Below are 14,919 nucleotides of genomic sequence, written 5' to 3'. Positions count from 1 at the left end.
ACCCCGGCCGAGATCCGCGCCTGGCTGGAGACCGGCTACCGGCTCGCCCAGGCCGAGGACGACCGCGTCGCCATCACCACACTCCTCGCCGCCCCCGACACCACCCCCGCCCTCCGCGCCGCCGCGAACGCGGCCCTGGACGACGGCACCCCAGAGGCCCTGCGCCACTTCCTCGAAGTCGGCCGGTACGAGGTCTGAGAAGGACCAGCGGTGGACATGGGTGTGCCCCCGGCTCAGGACTCGGAGACGGGGGCACACCCATAAGCGTCGATCAGGCGCCGACGATCACACGTCGTAGTAATGCACACCCGGCGTCCTGACCTGCGCATTCTGGTCTTCGCGGAGATCATCTTGCACAGGCGTTGCACACCGGGTCAGGCGGATTGCCCGTAGATGTTCCGCAGGGTGGTGCGCGGCTTGGCTCCGGCGTCGGGTACCCGGTGCACGCACTTACGCAGAGTGAAAAATGGATCACGCGATCGTGAGGCTCAAGTTATGGCTCGCAATAGCGGCCCGTGCCGCGTTGGTCAGCGCCATGCTGGCTGAGCCTCTCAGGGCGGAGAAGTCGGAGGCGTACCGGGAACCCATCCCGCTCAGGCCCGTCCTGCCGGAAGCTTCGGCCCACGGGCTTGCGGCCGGCTGCGGCTACAACGGCAGAACATGGCGCGGTCAAAGGCGTCCCGCTCACGTGGGCCGCCGCGCGCCGGCGGCCGGTGACCGTCGCCCGCTCCTGTCTATCGCCCCGCCGGCGACGCCCACCGCCCACTCACCGCGTACACCTATGGACCCGACCGACAGAGCAGCGAAACCGTGACTCGGCCGAACCGTCGTCCCGCACGGCTGGGCCTGTCATGCTGGCCCGGGCTGTGACGACATGGGCAGTGGCTGGTGCCGGAGGGGACTTAGCGAGACACACGTGGCGGGTGACCGTCCGGCGTACCCGCCGTCGTGGCTGACTGTCGGTGGCCGAGGCCCAACCGGCTGCACGCAGGTACGCGTCACGGTTGTGGGCCCTGATAGCCATTGGGGAACTCTGGTCCGGCGAAGCTCCCCGACCGACGAGGGACCCATCCCGCTCAGGCCCGAACGCTGCCAGATCCCGGCTTCGGGCCCGTCTGTGCGGACTGGGGAGGCAAAGGGCGCTGCCCCAGGACGCCGAAGGGGCCTACGTGCCAGACTTGAGCCATGACGGCAGCACGCGACTACGAAGACCTGCGGTACGCGGTGGAACACCTCAGTCCTCGGCAGGCCCGCCGCCTCCGCCTGATCATCAGCCAGGACGAAGAGTTCGCCGACGTCCTCCCGCCGCGAGCGGAAGAGCAGACTGACGAGGCGGACGACGACGAGGGTGACCTGCTTCCGGCCAGCTTCCTCGCTCTCGCCGGCAGTATCGACGCCCCCGCCGACTACGCGGAGAATCATGACGCCTACATCGCAGCCCGCGGCGACAGGCGCGGGAGTGCCGCCGGGTGACCGTCACGATCCTCGACACCGGACCCCTCGTCGCGTTCTTCAACGCCAGGGACAACCACCACGCCCGCTGCGTGGACTTCTTCTCTCGGCTCCGAGGCCGGAAGATCCTGCCCTCTACCGTCCTGGCCGAGGTCAGCTGGCAGCTGGAACGTTGGCCACGCGTGGAACGTACGTTCATCGACCACGTTGCCAGTGGCCACTTGGAGCTCGACAACGTCACCCCTGACGACCTCCTTCGCGTCGGTGAACTCATCGAGCAGTACGACAGTTTCCCCCTCGGAGCGGTCGACGCCTCCGTGATCGCAGTCGCCGAACGCCATGGAGCCCGGCGTATCGCCACTCTCGACCGCCGTCACTTCGCTGTCGTCCAGCCCAAGCACGTGGACTACTTCACCCTGCTTCCCGACCTGATCTGACGGCAGCGGCGACGGCAACGCCCACGGAGTGGGGCAGGTCAACCTGTCACCCAAAGCTGCATCAGACCCGCAGACCCGATGGCCAGCCGCGGGCCTATGCCTCATAGCTGTGTTCGGCACGGTGAACATGCTCAGGCCCAGGGTGTACTACGCCGGGGACCATGGGGCGGTTGTAGTCGAGGGGGATGGTACTGAAGGTGTCGCTAGGGATGGGAGCGGTGTCGTTGTCAGCGATGATCAGCTGTACTCGGTCGCCGTAGGCGTCTGCGAGTGCCTTGAAGCGGTCGTAGATGCGGTTTCCGCGTTCCTGGTCGTCTGGGTTGTTGCCCAGTGCCTTGCGCGGGGAGTCGATGATCAGCAGGGAGGGGACGAGGACATCAGGGTGGGTGAGCCCGAATTCCAGTAGGGCGAGGCTGTAGGCGATGCTCACGCATGTCGTGATGCCGCCGCCGGAAGCCTGCAGGCTCTCGAAGGGATTGCCGTCGATCACCGGCAGATAGGTCTTCGGGTCGATGACCGCCGTTTGTACCCAAGGCAGGTGCAGCTCGGCGAGCAGGGTGAAGAACTCCTGGCTCAGGTCGTCTACGAGTTGGCCGCGGGCTGCGAGGGCCAGGGTGCGACTCTTGACGTCGGTCTGGACGCGCGTGCGGGTCGCCTTGAGGTCCTTGACCTCTTGGTTGATGGACCGCGCGCGAGCCCAGGCATCACGCAGCTGGGTGACGGCGTCGATGCTCGCTCTGAGCGAGGCTACGCGGGCGCTGGAACCGGCGATCGCGTCGAACCTGGGCGCGACGATGTCCCGGGTCTGCACGTCCAGCTCCCGTCGCAGGGTGGTGGTGAGGAAGTCGGCCTGCTGGACGCGGTCGCGCGCAGCTGCAAGAACCTGCGCATCAGCTTCGCGAACAGCTTGTGCGTCCTGGAGCTGCCTCTCAAGGGCCTCCCGGGTCTGCTGGATGGCTGCAGGGTCGACGGACTCGTCCGGGGGATCGTGTTGCAGGCAGACAATGCAGTGGTCCTCTTGGACCGGCCGTCCTTCCAACCGCTGCATGCAGCGAGGGCAGACGACGAAGTCGAAGGGAGACAGCTTTTCGATCGCGGACGCGGAGCGCTCCAGGCGCAGGAGATCGAGTTCGACCTGAGCGACGACTGATTCACGGGCTTCAACCAGCTCCCGTGCGGCTTCGACCTCTTGGTTGGCGTCCCTCGCGCCAGCGACGGCCCGACGGAGCTCCTGCCGGAGAACAGCATCGGCCGCGCTGCTCTCCTCCAGCTCTGAGCGCAGATCACTGAGGGCACGTTCGGCGAGGGACAGCATCTCGCGTAGCCGAACGAGTTCCGCACGGAGCGCGTCATCACTTCGCGAGTCCGACTCTCGGAACCACAACGACCCCGGCCGAGATCCGCGCCTGGCTGGAGACCGGCTACCGGCTCGCCCAGGCCGAGGACGACCGCGTCGCCATCACCACACTCCTCGCCGCCCCCGGCACCACCCCCGCCCTCCGCGCCGCCGCGAACGCGGCCCTGGACGACGGCACCCCGGAGGCCCTGCGCCACTTCCTCGAAGTCGGCCGGTACGAGGTCTGAGAAGGACCAGCGGTGGACATGGGTGTGCCCCCGGCTCCGGACTCGGAGACGGGGGCACACCCGTTCTGGCGCGACGAAGGCGGTCACAAGCGGCACACGAGTACGCCGCCCAGGCAGGTGATCCGGAAGGCGCCGTGCCGTGCCAGGTGGTCGACAAGGATGGCGCGGGCCCTGTCGATGGTGTCCTGGAACGGGACGTCGTGCTGGTCCGCCCAAGCCTGGTAGGAGGCCATGTGCGCGATGACGGGCTCCGGGTCGTGAACGGTGATGGTGCCGGGCAGCTCGATCGTCTCGATGTGGCCGAACGCCTGCCCAAGGAAGACAGGCGCCTTCTCCAGGGAGAAGCGGGCGCTCAGAGAGATACGCCCCGGACCCCGTTTCGTGCCGAGGACGTCTCCGGCGGCCCGCTGCCAGAGGCCATCGAGCTCGGACTTGTCCCGGTCGCTGTTTGTGGATGCGATGACCAGCCCACGGTCGGTGACGACACGGGACAGCTCCCGCACCGCCTGCGGGATGTCGGCGACGTGGTACAGCATGTGCATCGCCAGAGCGGCATCGGCACTGTCCGCCGCCAGTGGCAACGCGGTCGCATCCGCCACGGCGACCGGGCCGGGTACACCGGAGACGATGCCGGGCGCAATATCGAGGCCCAGCAGCGCCAGGTCCGGCCTTTCCTCACGCAGTCGCCGGATGAACTTCCCGTTGCCGCAACCGACATCGACCACCCGTCCGCGCACGCCGCGCAGTTTCTCGGCCACGATGCCGGGCAAGTCGTAGCGCGGTGTCTGCCACCGGTAGAGAGACTGGCGGGCCGCGAGATCCCGGTCACTGCTGTAGGCGCTCCGGGCGAGACGGTCCCGGTCGGTGACGGCGGCGGCGTGTGCGGCGGACTGGTCGGTCACGGCGGCAGCTCCGGTCAGGGGGCGGTGGTCGAGGCCGCTAGGGCGGCCGTGTACTGGAGTCGCTCACGCAGGTGTACGGCCTGCGCCGTCCCAACGTACTGTGGCGCCTTCAGTTCGCGGCCCAGGTCCGTGATCCTGCGCACGATGCTGGCCGACATGCGCTCGGGGGCGGAGTTGAGGACGTACTTCAGCATCACCTCTGTGCCCTCCAGATCGCCCAGGAGCAGGTGGCCACGAGCCAGATCGAGATGCGCGGCGTACAGGTCGCCGACCGACTGGTCGTCTTCCTCGGCGCAGCAATAGAGCTGGATCGCAGCCTTGGCGCTGGTGATCGCATGCTGGACCTGCTCGCGGCCGCCCATTGCCAGTTGAGTCGTCCCCGCGTACGCGAACTGCTTGGCGCCCGGGAAGGCGAAGACGCCGGGTAACTCGTCTTGGCTGGACATGGCATCGCGGTATCGCTCGGCATCGGCCAGGGCCGCACGGGCGCCTGCGCAGTCGCCTTGGAGCGCTAGCGCCCTCGCCTCAAGACTGGCCAGCCGGGCTTCGATGCTCCCACGGGCCCGGTGGTGAAGGCCGGCTCGGGCCAGCCGAGCCGCCTGATCGTACCGGCCGTTCCAGTAGGCGATCAGCGATTCGACCGCCCGCACCCACGCCAACATGCCCTCGTGCCCGGCTGCTTCTGCACACGTCCGAGCAGTTCGCGCATGGGTAGCGGCGGAGTCGTAGGCGCCCAGGTCCAGACAGACGTGGGCCGACAGCCCACTCAATCTCGATGCCGCGACATAGAGATCAGCGGTCTGGCGAGGACGCTGGCGTCCTCGCAGCAGCTCGTACACGCCGTCCCGCAACCGCTTGATCTGCGAGTGCATCTCCAGCAGCGGATGACTGACGTATGACCGAGCGAGCCAGGCCACGTCGGCTTCCAACTGCTCGACGACGACCTCATCAGCGTTGCGTGCGGCGACGAACCGCGCGAAGTCGGCGGACACCGCCGCATCGTCTGAGACGGCTCGAACGGAAAGCGGGTACGCCCCTTGTGGAGAAGGCCGGGTCCGAGGCTCGAGAGCCGACTCCGGCTCGCCCTTCCGACTCTTGCTGACAGCGACAGCACGATCGAGCATTGCGGCATCGATGGAGAACACCCGTGCCAAATATCTCCGCGTGTACGGGACGGGGATACGAGCCTCGCGCTCGTAGCGTCCGATCTCCTTACCGGTCTTGGCGGAACTGCCCTCGACGGCGTTGTACTCGTCGGCCACCCGCTGCTGGGTCCACCCACGCTCAGTGCGTAACTGGGTGAGTAGTACGCCGATCCCTGATTCGCGCATCCCCTCTCCCCGGAGCCGTGGACTGTGGCCCCCATAGTGGCCCCCGACATGGCCCCCGCGCTGGCTCCCGACCCAAATGAGTCAAGCAGCTTTGCTGTTGACCATGGCAAGCAAACTCACCGATGAGGTCCCCGACGCCTCGCAGGATCTACCTCCGACCACGGAACGGCACCGCACCGCGCTCTTCCCTCGCCGCCGGACCACGCCACGCATCGCGCGTGGCTTTGTCGTCGCCACGCTCGCCGAATGGGGCGAGACCAGCCGACTCGACGACATGCGGCTGTGCGCCTCGGAGCTCGTCACCAATGCCGTGCTCCACGGAACACCCGCAGGGCGCCTCATCCTCGTACGCGTCGACTCCTTCGCCGACCATCTGCTCATTGAGGTCCACGACGCCAGCGACGAGGCTCCGGCACAACGCGCGCCCGAGGAGTCCGACGTCGGGGGTCGCGGGTTGTTGATCGTGTCGGCCACTGCGGACAGTTGGGGTGTGCGGGAGAGGACGGGCCCCGGCAAGTGTGTGTGGGCCGCGTTCATCCGTACCGGGAGCGGGGTGGCGTCCCGGAAGGACACGGCATGACCCCATACCTCGTCTCACCGAACACTGTCCTCGCCAACGCCCTGCACCATGCGGAGGACGTACTGACCCCGCGCATCCTGGGCACCCGGCCCGAGCGGATCGTGCTGGTCGTCGGCACCCAGATCAACGGCGCTCCGCACATCGGCACCTCACTGGTGCAGTCCCTGACCTTCGCCATGGCCGCCCGCCTGCGCGACCGCTTCGGGCTTTCCACGGAGGTGCTCTTCAGCGCCCTGGACAACGCCCCGTACGAACTCGTCACCGACCCCGCCAGTGGCCATCGCTACCAGCGCGCCTACGCCCAGGCCCTTGGCGAGCAGGCCCTTCTCGACCTCGTCGCCTCCCTCTACCTGCCCCTCTTCACCACTCTGTCTCACCGCCTGGGCATCCCGCACCGCATCGAGACGTACACCCAGCAGCAGGCCGGCGAACACTTCCGGCGCACCTGGCTCCGGCTGCTCCCGCGCCTCGACGCCGCCCGCTGGTGGCTCGCCCCTTCCACCGGCACTCCGCATCTCCGCGTCCCCTGTCCGCGTCCCGGCTGCGGCTGGGCGGAGAAACACGCCGAACGAACGCGGGTCCACCACCTGGTGGCTCCCGAGTCGGCCGAGATCTCCGCCGTCTGTCTCCACCACGGCCCGTACGAGGCCACCGTCTCGCCCGCTGCCGACCCGTACCTGGACCTGGCCACCCTGTACCGCAACCTGGTCAAGGAACTCGCCCTGACCAGCCCTCCTGGCACACTGCACGTCATGGTCAAGGGCGGCGACTGGGTCTTCGGCTCCCACCTCGTCGACGAAGCCCTCCATGCCGTCGGCCTCACCCGCGCCCAGCTCCCGGCCCGCCTTTTCTGCCCTCAGATCGTGACGGAGACGGGCGCCAAGCTGTCAAAATCCCTCATACGAGAGGGCCGTGCCCCCTTGCCCGAGGGTGTTGCTCCCTGGATGCTCGATACCCGTCAGTGGCCCGGCACCATCACCGAGTACGTCGACCGGATGCTCGCCATGGCCGAGACACTGCTCTCAGACCCTCGCCACTTCTTTCGCTCGTACTCAGCCGCCGAGATCGGCCGTCTGATCAACGAGCCGTCGCCCAGGAGCGTCCCCTCCCGATGACCGACAGCACCACCCGCGTCCACGAGCTCAACCTCTACCGGCAGTACTTCGACCTCGTGGCCGCGGGCACCAAGACCATCGAGGTCCGCGTCAAGTACCCGCATCTCTCCGACCTCGCCACTGGCGACATCATCCGCTTCCGCGTCAAGCACACCGACGAGACCTGCGACGTGCGAGTCCTCCGCGTCACGGAATACGCCGACTTCGAGACCATGCTGGACACCGAGGGCCCTCACAAGGTCAACCCAACAGCCGACCGAGAGCGGCAACTCACCAACATCCGCGCGATCTACCCGCCCGACAAAGAGACTCTTGGCGTCCTGGCCGTGGAGATTGAGCGGGTATAGACCTGCCCCCGCCTCCGGAGTCGGAGACGGGGGCAGCGGCCTTCTTCACGCAGCGACGATCACACGTCGTAGTACAGCTCGAACTCGTGCGGATGCGGCCGCAGCGCCAGCGGAGCGATCTCGTTCGTGCGCTTGTAGTCGATCCACGTCTCGATGAGGTCCGGGGTGAAGACGTCGCCCTGGAGGAGGAAGTCGTGGTCGGCTTCGAGGCGGTCGAGGACGGCGCCGAGGGAGGTGGGGACCTGGGCGACGCTGGCGTGCTCCTCGGGGGCCAGCTCGTAGAGGTCCTTGTCGATCGGCTCGGCGGGCTCGATCTTGTTCTTGATGCCGTCCAGGCCCGCGAGGAGCAGGGCGGAGAAGGCGAGGTACGGGTTGCCGGAGGAGTCGGGCGCGCGGAACTCGACGCGCTTGGCCTTCGGGTTGGAGCCCGTGATCGGGATACGCATCGCCGCGGAGCGGTTGCGCTGCGAGTACACCAGGTTGATCGGCGCCTCGAAGCCCGGCACCAGGCGGTGGTACGAGTTCACCGTCGGGTTGGTGAACGCCAGCAGCGACGGGGCGTGCTTGAGGATGCCGCCGATGTAGTAGCGGGCCATGTCCGACAGGCCCGCGTAACCGGCCTCGTCGTAGAAGAGCGGGTCGCCGCCGGACCACAGGGACTGGTGGACGTGCATGCCCGAGCCGTTGTCGCCGAAGATCGGCTTCGGCATGAAGGTCGCGGTCTTGCCGTTGCGCCAGGCGACGTTCTTCACGATGTACTTGAAGAGCTGGAGGTCGTCCGCGGCGGCGAGCAGCGTGTTGAACTTGTAGTTGATCTCCGCCTGGCCGGCGGTGCCCACCTCGTGGTGCTGGCGCTCGACCTTGAGGCCCGCCTTGTCCAGCTCCAGGGAGATCTCCGCGCGCAGGTCGGCGAAGTGGTCCACCGGGGCCACCGGGAAGTAGCCGCCCTTGTAGCGGACCTTGTAGCCGCGGTTGTTCTCGACCGCACCGGTGTTCCAGGCGCCGGCCTCGGAGTCGATGTGGTAGAACGCCTCGTTCGCGCTGGTGGCGAAGCGGACCGAGTCGAAGACGTAGAACTCCGCCTCGGGGCCGAAGAACGCGGTGTCCGCGATGCCCGTGGAGGCGAGGTACGCCTCGGCCTTCTTCGCCACGTTGCGCGGGTCGCGGGAGTACTGCTCGCCCGTGATCGGGTCGTGGATGAAGAAGTTGATGTTCAGCGTCTTGTCGCGGCGGAACGGGTCCATGCGGGCCGTCGACAGGTCGGCGCGCAGCGCCATGTCGGACTCGTGGATGGCCTGGAAGCCGCGGATCGACGAGCCGTCGAAGGCCAGCTCCTCGTCCGGGTCGAACGCCTCGACGGGGACGGTGAAGTGCTGCATGACGCCCGGCAGGTCGCAGAAACGTACGTCTACGAACTTGACGTCCTCGTCCGCGATGAACTTCTTGGCGTCGTCGGCGTTCTGGAACATCCAGCTCCTCCTACTCCCGGCCGTCCGGTCGGGGTGGTAGATCGGGTTGTGCGGCCAGTGCGGTGGCACACGCTTTTTCCGACACTAGGGACGCGCGGTTTCTCGGGCGTGACTCGTTTGTTTCGCAGAAGTTAACCGGCCGCCCCTCCACCGTAGCCCCGGAACCCCCCTCCAGGCAGTGATCAAAACCCGGCACAGTACCGTGGACGGGTGGACAACAGGCAAGCAATGGGATCGTGGCTCTCCGGGCCCCGCGCGGCCATGGAAGAGGCGGGCGCGGACTTCGGGTACCGGGGCGAGCAGCTCGGGCTTCCCGAGGACGGTGCGAACTCGGTCGCCCGGCCCGGCAGGCGGCTCGGCGCGCTCGCCGTGGACTGGGGGCTGTGCGTCCTGATCGCATACGGCCTGATCACCCACGGCAACAGCCCCGCCACCAGCAACTGGGCGCTCCTCGTCTTCTTCGCGATGAGCGCGCTCCTGGTCGGCACCCTCGGCTTCACCCCGGGCAAGCGGCTCTTCGGGCTGCGTGTGGTCGCCCTGGAGACCGGCGTCGTCAACCCGGCGCGCGCCCTGCTCCGTACCGTCCTGCTCTGCCTCGCCGTCCCCGCCCTGGTCTGGGACCGCGACGGCCGCGGCCTGCACGACCGCCTCGCCAAGACCGTCGAGGTCCGCATCTAGTCCACAAGCGGATACGAGAGTGGGGCCCGGCCGGGAGGACTTCCTCCGGCCGGGCCCCACTCTCGTACGACTACGAAAACCCGTCAGCGCGACTTCGGGCTGCCGCCCTTCGGCATCCGCATCCCCTTGGGCATGGGCCCCTTCGGGAGCGGCATGTTGGTCATCAGGTCGCCGAGCGCGCGCAGCCGGTCGTTGGTGGCGGTCACCTGCGGGCCGGTCAGGACGCGCGGGTACTTCAGCATCGTCGTGCGCAGCTTCTTCAGGTCGACCTGACCCTCGCCGCCGCCCACGATCAGGTCGTGCACGGGCACGTCCGCGACGATGCGGTTCATCTTCTTCTTCTCGGCCGCGAGCAGGCTCTTCACCCGGTTCGGGTTGCCCTCCGCGACGAGCACGATGCCGGCCTTGCCGACCGCGCGGTGCACGACGTCCTGGCTGCGGTTCATCGCCACGGCGGGGGTGGTGCTCCAGCCCCGGCCGATGTTGTCCAGCACCGCCGCGGCGGCGCCCGGCCTGCCCTCCATCTGCCCGAAGGCGGCCCGCTCGGCCCGGCGGCCGAACACGACGGCCGCGGACAGCAGACCGATCAGCAGGCCCGCGAAGCCGAAGTAGTACGGATGCCCGACCAGGAAGCCGATCACGAGGAGGACACCGAAGATACCGAGTGCGACGGCAGCCAGTACCAGGCCGATCGTCTTGTCGGCCTTCTGGGTCATCTTGTACGTGAGAGCGATCTGCTTCAGTCGCCCTGCGTTCGCGGCGTCCGCCGCGGTTTCCTTCCTCGCCATGCCACGAAGTCTACGTGGCCTCCGGCGCACTCTCGACGGCGGTGTCGGAAGCGTCACACCGGGGCGGGGGAGGGTCAGAGACGGGCGGCGGCGCGGTCGAGGACCTGCTGGGCCTCGACGCGGTCCTTGGCCCGGCGGCGGTCCTCCAGGACCGACGTCCAGGCGTTGCGGCGGGCGGTGCGCTGACCGCCGTTCATCAGCAGGGACTCGACGGCGCGCAGGGCGCCGCTGAGGGACGGGATGGCGTTGGCGCGGACGGGTGCGGCCTGCATGATCGAGGTCCCCCCTCGGAGCGGGTGGAGTACGGGGCGTGATTCCAGGGTCACTGATTGGTGTTACCAGGGCGTGACCGGCCGGTCAAACGCCAGTGAAGGGCTGGTGCGCGCCCCGCGTACGACGACGCGGTCCCGGCGGGTGCCCTCATCAGGGAGGACGGCCGGGACCGCGTCGACTCGGCCATTACTGGCCAGTAGGAACTTGTGCGTGAATTCACACGGCTTGCTCACACCGCATGGGTGCGACGGGCGTGCGCCAGGGGTACGTCAGACCGCCTGGCTCGCCACGAATGCGCCCCGCTTCTCGATCGCCATCTGGTACAGGCGGCCGGCGCGGTACGACGAGCGGACCAGCGGGCCGGACATCACACCGGAGAAGCCGATCTCCTCGGCCTCCTCCTTCAGCTCCACGAACTCCTGCGGCTTGACCCAGCGCTCCACCGGGTGGTGACGCAGCGAGGGGCGCAGGTACTGGGTGATGGTGATCAGCTCGCATCCGGCCTCGTGCAACTGGCGCAGCGCCTCGCTGATCTCCTCGCGGGTCTCGCCCATGCCGAGGATCAGGTTGGACTTGGTGACCAGGCCGAAGTCGCGGGCCTCGGTGATGACCTTCAGCGAGCGCTCGTAGCGGAAGCCGGGGCGGATGCGCTTGAAGATGCGCGGGACCGTCTCGACGTTGTGCGCGAAGACCTCGGGGCGGGAGGCGAAGACCTCGGCGAGCTGTTCGGGCACCGCGTTGAAGTCGGGGGCCAGCAGCTCGACCTTGGTGCGGCCGGTCTCGCGGCCCGCGGTCTGGGCGTGGATCTGGCGCACGGTCTCGGCGTACAGCCAGGCGCCGCCGTCCTCCAGGTCGTCGCGGGCGACGCCGGTGATCGTGGCGTAGTTGAGGTCCATGGTGACCACGGACTCGCCCACGCGGCGCGGCTCGTCGCGGTCCAGGGCCTCGGGCTTGCCGGTGTCGATCTGGCAGAAGTCGCAGCGCCGGGTGCACTGGTCGCCGCCGATGAGGAAGGTGGCCTCGCGGTCCTCCCAGCATTCGTAGATGTTGGGGCAGCCGGCCTCCTGGCACACCGTGTGCAGGCCCTCGCTCTTCACGAGGTTCTGCATCTTCGTGTACTCGGGGCCCATTTTCGCCCGGGTCTTGATCCACTCGGGCTTGCGCTCGATGGGGGTCTGGCTGTTGCGGACCTCCAGGCGCAGCATCTTGCGTCCGTCGGGTGCGACTGCGGACACGACCGGCTCCCTGCTTGTTGCGAAGTAGTCTTCGATTCTTCGGCGTACACAGAGTACGCCCGTGTTCATTGGGCCCTACGGGTGAGGAAAACCTCGCGGACGCAGGCCGAATTCCCGGTCGGACCGATCGGACCGTTCCCGGTCGGTCCGATCAGACCGCGGCGGTCTTCTCGATCACCCGGGGCTTGAGGTCCGCGTTCTCCATGACGGCCCGCAGGTGCCGCTCGACCACCGGCACGACCTCGGCGATCGTGACGTCCCGGCCCAGTTCGTTCGCGAGCGAGGCCACTCCGGCGTCACGGATGCCGCAGGGGATGATGCGGTCGAACCAGCGGTTGTCCGGGTTCACGTTGAGGGCGAAGCCGTGCATCGTGACGCCCTTGGCGACGCGGATGCCGATCGCGGCGATCTTGCGGTCCTCGCGGCGCTGGCCCGCGTTGGAGGGCGCGTACTCCGGGCCGTTCATCCGGGGGTCGAACTCCTCGTCGTTCAGCCGCGGGTCGAAGTCCAGGGAGAGCCCGCCGAGCGCGGGGCGCTGCTCGACCGGGTCGCCGAGCACCCAGACCCCGCTGCGGCCCTCGACGCGGCTGGTCTCCAGGCCGAACTCCGCGCAGGCGCGGATCAGGGCCTCCTCCAGGCGGCGTACGTGGGCGATCACGTCGACCGGGCGGGGCAGCTTCTGGATCGGGTAGCCCACCAGCTGGCCGGGGCCGTGCCAGGTGATCTTGCCGCCCCGGTCCACGTCCACCACCGGGGTGCCGTCGAGCGGGCGCTCGCTGTCCTCGGTGCGGCGGCCCGCCGTGTACACCGGGGGGTGTTCGAGGAGCAGCACGGTGTCGGGGACCTCGTCGGCGAACCGGGCGGCGTGCACCCGGCGCTGCTCGTCCCACGCCTCCTGGTACTCGACGGCGTCCGCGCCGAACCCCATGTGGACGAACCGCAACTCACTCACGGCAAGCGCCTCCCTCAGGCTGCCCCTCGTCGGGTCTGTCAGGCGCGTCGGGCGCCCACGCCACTGTACGTCCGGCCCGGACACGTCAGTCCCACGGGTGATGCTCACACGATCGGATGAATGCGCGGCGGAATGTGCGACTACTTGCTCACTCTCCGCTACATTCGCGCCGTTCGTGCGGCCGAAAGGGCTGCTCACAGGCGATCCCGGCACCTCAGGGAGCTGGAAGGCAGGAGACCGCACCACAGATGACGGACCGACCCGCGCAGCGCACCCCCAACCGCCAGCTCGCCGCGCTCATCGCAGAGGCGGGGTTCTCCAACGCGGGTCTGGCCCGGCGCGTCGACCAGCTCGGCCTGGAGCACGGGCTGGACCTCAGATACGACAAGACCTCCGTCACCCGCTGGCTGCGCGGCCAGCAGCCCCGGGGCACCACCCCCGCGCTCATCGCCGAGGTCTTCACGCGCCGCCTCGGGCGCAGGCTCACCGCGCAGGACCTCGGTCTGGACGCGTGCGCGCCGGTGTACGCCGGGCTCGAGTTCGCGTCCACGCCGGAGGAGGCCGTGGACATCGTCGGCGCGCTGTGGCGCAAGGACTCCGGCAGCCATGCCGAGCTGCGCCGGATCGCCTTCACCCCGGCCGGGCTCGTGGTGCCCAGCCGGGACTGGCTGATCGGCAGGGCCGACGACCGGGTGGCCCGCGAACCGGCACCCCGGGTGCCCGCGCAGGGCCGCCACGGCAGCACACCCGGCCGGGCCGAGCCGGTCCCCGGCGCGCTCCGGCCGCCCGGCCACCCCGACCGCTCCTCCGGACACCGGGTCACCTCGGGCGACATCGCCGCGCTGCGCTCGGTCGGTGAGCTGTTCCGCACCCTGGACGACCAGTACGGCGGCGGCCACGCCCGGCAGGCCCTGGTGCGCTATCTGGAGCACGAGTGCGAGCCGATGCTGCGCGGGGTCTACTCCGAGCAGACCGGCCGCCGGCTCTTCGGCGCCGCCGCCGACCTCACCCGGCTCGCGGGCTGGACGTCGTACGACATCGCCGCCCACGGGCTCGCCCAGCGCTACTTCGTCCAGGCGCTGCGGCTCGCGCAGGCCGCCGGGGACCGGTCCTACGGCTCGTACGTGCTGGTCACCATGAGCCGTCAGGCCGTCTACCTCGGGCACGGCAGGGAGGCCCTGCAGCTCGCCCGGGTCGCCCAGCAGGGGGTCGGCACGGCGGCGCCCCCGGTCGTCCAGTCGCTCCTGCACGCGGCGGAGGCGCGGGCGCACGCGATGCTCGGGGAGGCGCGGGCGTGCACCACCGCACTACTGCGCGCCGAACGCGCCCTGGAGGCCGCCCGGCCCGGCGACGAGGTGCCGCACTGGGCGCGCTTCTTCGACGAGGGCCAGCTCGCGGACGAGCTGGGCCACTGCCACCGGGACCTCCAGCAGTTCCGCGCGGCCGCGCAGCACGCGGAGCGCGCGCTGCGGCTGCGCGGACCGGCGCACGCCCGCAGCAGGCTGTTCTGCCGGGTGGTCCTCGCCACCGCCCGGCTCGGCCTCGGCGAACTCGACCAGGCGTGCGCGCTGGCCGCCGACGCGGCGGCCCAGGCGGCGGAGATGCGCTCGGTGCGCGCGGTCGAGTACGTCAGGGACTTCGAGCGCCGCCTGGAGCCGTACCGCGACGCGGCCCCGGCCCGGGGCTACCGGGAGCGGACCGCCGCCCTGGGCTGAGCGGCGGCCCGTACGGCTTCCCAGGGCCCGCGTACGGCCTCCCCGGGCCCGCGTGCGGCCC

General features: G+C 69.2%; 15 protein-coding genes and 2 pseudogenes. 9 read left to right on the top strand and 8 right to left on the bottom strand.

The features are described from left to right. From GTW40_RS10410 to GTW40_RS10400, 3 genes and pseudogenes are all read left to right on the top strand, one after another. Window positions 1–198: pseudogene (locus tag GTW40_RS10410) on the top strand (hypothetical protein); the annotation flags it as partial. A gap of 987 nt (window positions 199–1,185) precedes the next feature. Then, entirely contained in the window at window positions 1,186–1,473 is a 288-nt protein-coding gene (locus tag GTW40_RS10405; RefSeq protein ID WP_161179883.1) for a hypothetical protein, read from the top strand. Continuing rightward, window positions 1,470–1,889 carry a PIN domain-containing protein gene (locus tag GTW40_RS10400; RefSeq protein ID WP_161179882.1) on the top strand — a complete coding sequence of 140 codons (420 nt, stop codon included), beginning with the start codon at window positions 1,470–1,472 and terminating at the stop codon, window positions 1,887–1,889. The genes GTW40_RS10405 and GTW40_RS10400 overlap by 4 nt, the downstream gene beginning before the upstream one ends. A gap of 94 nt (window positions 1,890–1,983) precedes the next feature. Here GTW40_RS10400 and GTW40_RS10395 read toward each other — a convergent pair whose 3' ends face one another. Further along, window positions 1,984–3,204 carry a hypothetical protein gene (locus tag GTW40_RS10395; protein WP_202485674.1) on the bottom strand — a complete coding sequence of 407 codons (1,221 nt, stop codon included), beginning with the start codon at window positions 3,202–3,204 and terminating at the stop codon, window positions 1,984–1,986. A gap of 77 nt (window positions 3,205–3,281) precedes the next feature. On the opposite strand from GTW40_RS10395, the pseudogene GTW40_RS10390 reads away from it, so the two are divergent. Next, window positions 3,282–3,473 (top strand): annotated as a pseudogene (locus tag GTW40_RS10390) (hypothetical protein); the annotation flags it as partial. Between the two features lie 83 nt (window positions 3,474–3,556). On the opposite strand, the gene GTW40_RS10385 reads toward GTW40_RS10390, so the two are convergent. Then, window positions 3,557–4,375, bottom strand: coding sequence for a class I SAM-dependent methyltransferase (locus tag GTW40_RS10385; RefSeq protein WP_161179881.1), 819 nt, complete (start codon window positions 4,373–4,375; stop codon window positions 3,557–3,559). 14 nt (window positions 4,376–4,389) lie between these two features. Further along, window positions 4,390–5,637, bottom strand: a complete 1,248-nt coding sequence (locus tag GTW40_RS10380; RefSeq protein ID WP_343245652.1) for an XRE family transcriptional regulator — start codon at window positions 5,635–5,637, stop codon at window positions 4,390–4,392. 172 nt (window positions 5,638–5,809) lie between these two features. Here GTW40_RS10380 and GTW40_RS10375 point away from each other — a divergent pair, with 172 nt between their 5' ends. From GTW40_RS10375 to GTW40_RS10365, 3 genes are read left to right on the top strand one after another with little or no spacing between them, the layout of a single operon-like run. Next, a complete protein-coding gene (locus tag GTW40_RS10375) occupies window positions 5,810–6,286 on the top strand; it encodes an ATP-binding protein (protein WP_161179879.1) in 477 nt (158 codons plus the stop codon). Continuing rightward, window positions 6,283–7,401 carry a hypothetical protein gene (locus GTW40_RS10370; protein WP_161179878.1) on the top strand — a complete coding sequence of 373 codons (1,119 nt, stop codon included), beginning with the start codon at window positions 6,283–6,285 and terminating at the stop codon, window positions 7,399–7,401. Before GTW40_RS10375 ends, GTW40_RS10370 begins: the two co-directional genes overlap by 4 nt. Further along, complete coding sequence (locus GTW40_RS10365; RefSeq protein WP_161179877.1) at window positions 7,398–7,748, top strand: ASCH domain-containing protein; 351 nt, start codon at window positions 7,398–7,400, stop codon at window positions 7,746–7,748. The genes GTW40_RS10370 and GTW40_RS10365 overlap by 4 nt, the downstream gene beginning before the upstream one ends. Before the next feature lie 59 nt (window positions 7,749–7,807). Here the strand turns inward: GTW40_RS10365 and glnA are convergent, their stop codons facing one another. Next, a complete protein-coding gene (gene glnA, locus GTW40_RS10360) occupies window positions 7,808–9,217 on the bottom strand; it encodes a type I glutamate--ammonia ligase (protein ID WP_161179876.1) in 1,410 nt (469 codons plus the stop codon). A 210-nt stretch (window positions 9,218–9,427) separates the two neighbouring features. On the opposite strand from glnA, the gene GTW40_RS10355 reads away from it, so the two are divergent. After that, window positions 9,428–9,895: an RDD family protein gene (locus GTW40_RS10355; protein ID WP_161179875.1), complete on the top strand. Its 468-nt coding sequence runs from the start codon at window positions 9,428–9,430 to the stop codon at window positions 9,893–9,895. An 83-nt stretch (window positions 9,896–9,978) separates the two neighbouring features. Here GTW40_RS10355 and GTW40_RS10350 read toward each other — a convergent pair whose 3' ends face one another. The 4 genes from GTW40_RS10350 to lipB all read right to left on the bottom strand — a co-directional run bounded on the left by GTW40_RS10350 (window position 9,979) and on the right by lipB (window position 13,143). Then, a complete protein-coding gene (locus tag GTW40_RS10350; RefSeq protein ID WP_161179874.1) occupies window positions 9,979–10,683 on the bottom strand; it encodes a DUF4191 domain-containing protein in 705 nt (234 codons plus the stop codon). A gap of 74 nt (window positions 10,684–10,757) precedes the next feature. Then, window positions 10,758–10,955 carry a hypothetical protein gene (locus tag GTW40_RS10345; protein ID WP_161179873.1) on the bottom strand — a complete coding sequence of 66 codons (198 nt, stop codon included), beginning with the start codon at window positions 10,953–10,955 and terminating at the stop codon, window positions 10,758–10,760. A 270-nt stretch (window positions 10,956–11,225) separates the two neighbouring features. Continuing rightward, window positions 11,226–12,191: a lipoyl synthase gene (lipA, locus tag GTW40_RS10340; RefSeq protein WP_161179872.1), complete on the bottom strand. Its 966-nt coding sequence runs from the start codon at window positions 12,189–12,191 to the stop codon at window positions 11,226–11,228. A gap of 151 nt (window positions 12,192–12,342) precedes the next feature. Beyond that, a complete protein-coding gene (gene lipB, locus GTW40_RS10335; protein ID WP_161179871.1) occupies window positions 12,343–13,143 on the bottom strand; it encodes a lipoyl(octanoyl) transferase LipB in 801 nt (266 codons plus the stop codon). Window positions 13,144–13,391: 248 nt separating this feature from the next. On the opposite strand from lipB, the gene GTW40_RS10330 reads away from it, so the two are divergent. Continuing rightward, a complete protein-coding gene (locus tag GTW40_RS10330; RefSeq protein WP_161179870.1) occupies window positions 13,392–14,858 on the top strand; it encodes a regulator in 1,467 nt (488 codons plus the stop codon). The last annotated feature ends 61 nt before the right edge of the window (window positions 14,859–14,919 follow it).

The organism is Streptomyces sp. SID4985, assembly GCF_009863025.1.
GTDB lineage: Bacteria > Actinomycetota > Actinomycetes > Streptomycetales > Streptomycetaceae > Streptomyces.
Note: the sequence above shows the minus strand (reverse complement) of the source record. Positions and strands in the feature narration are given on the sequence as shown.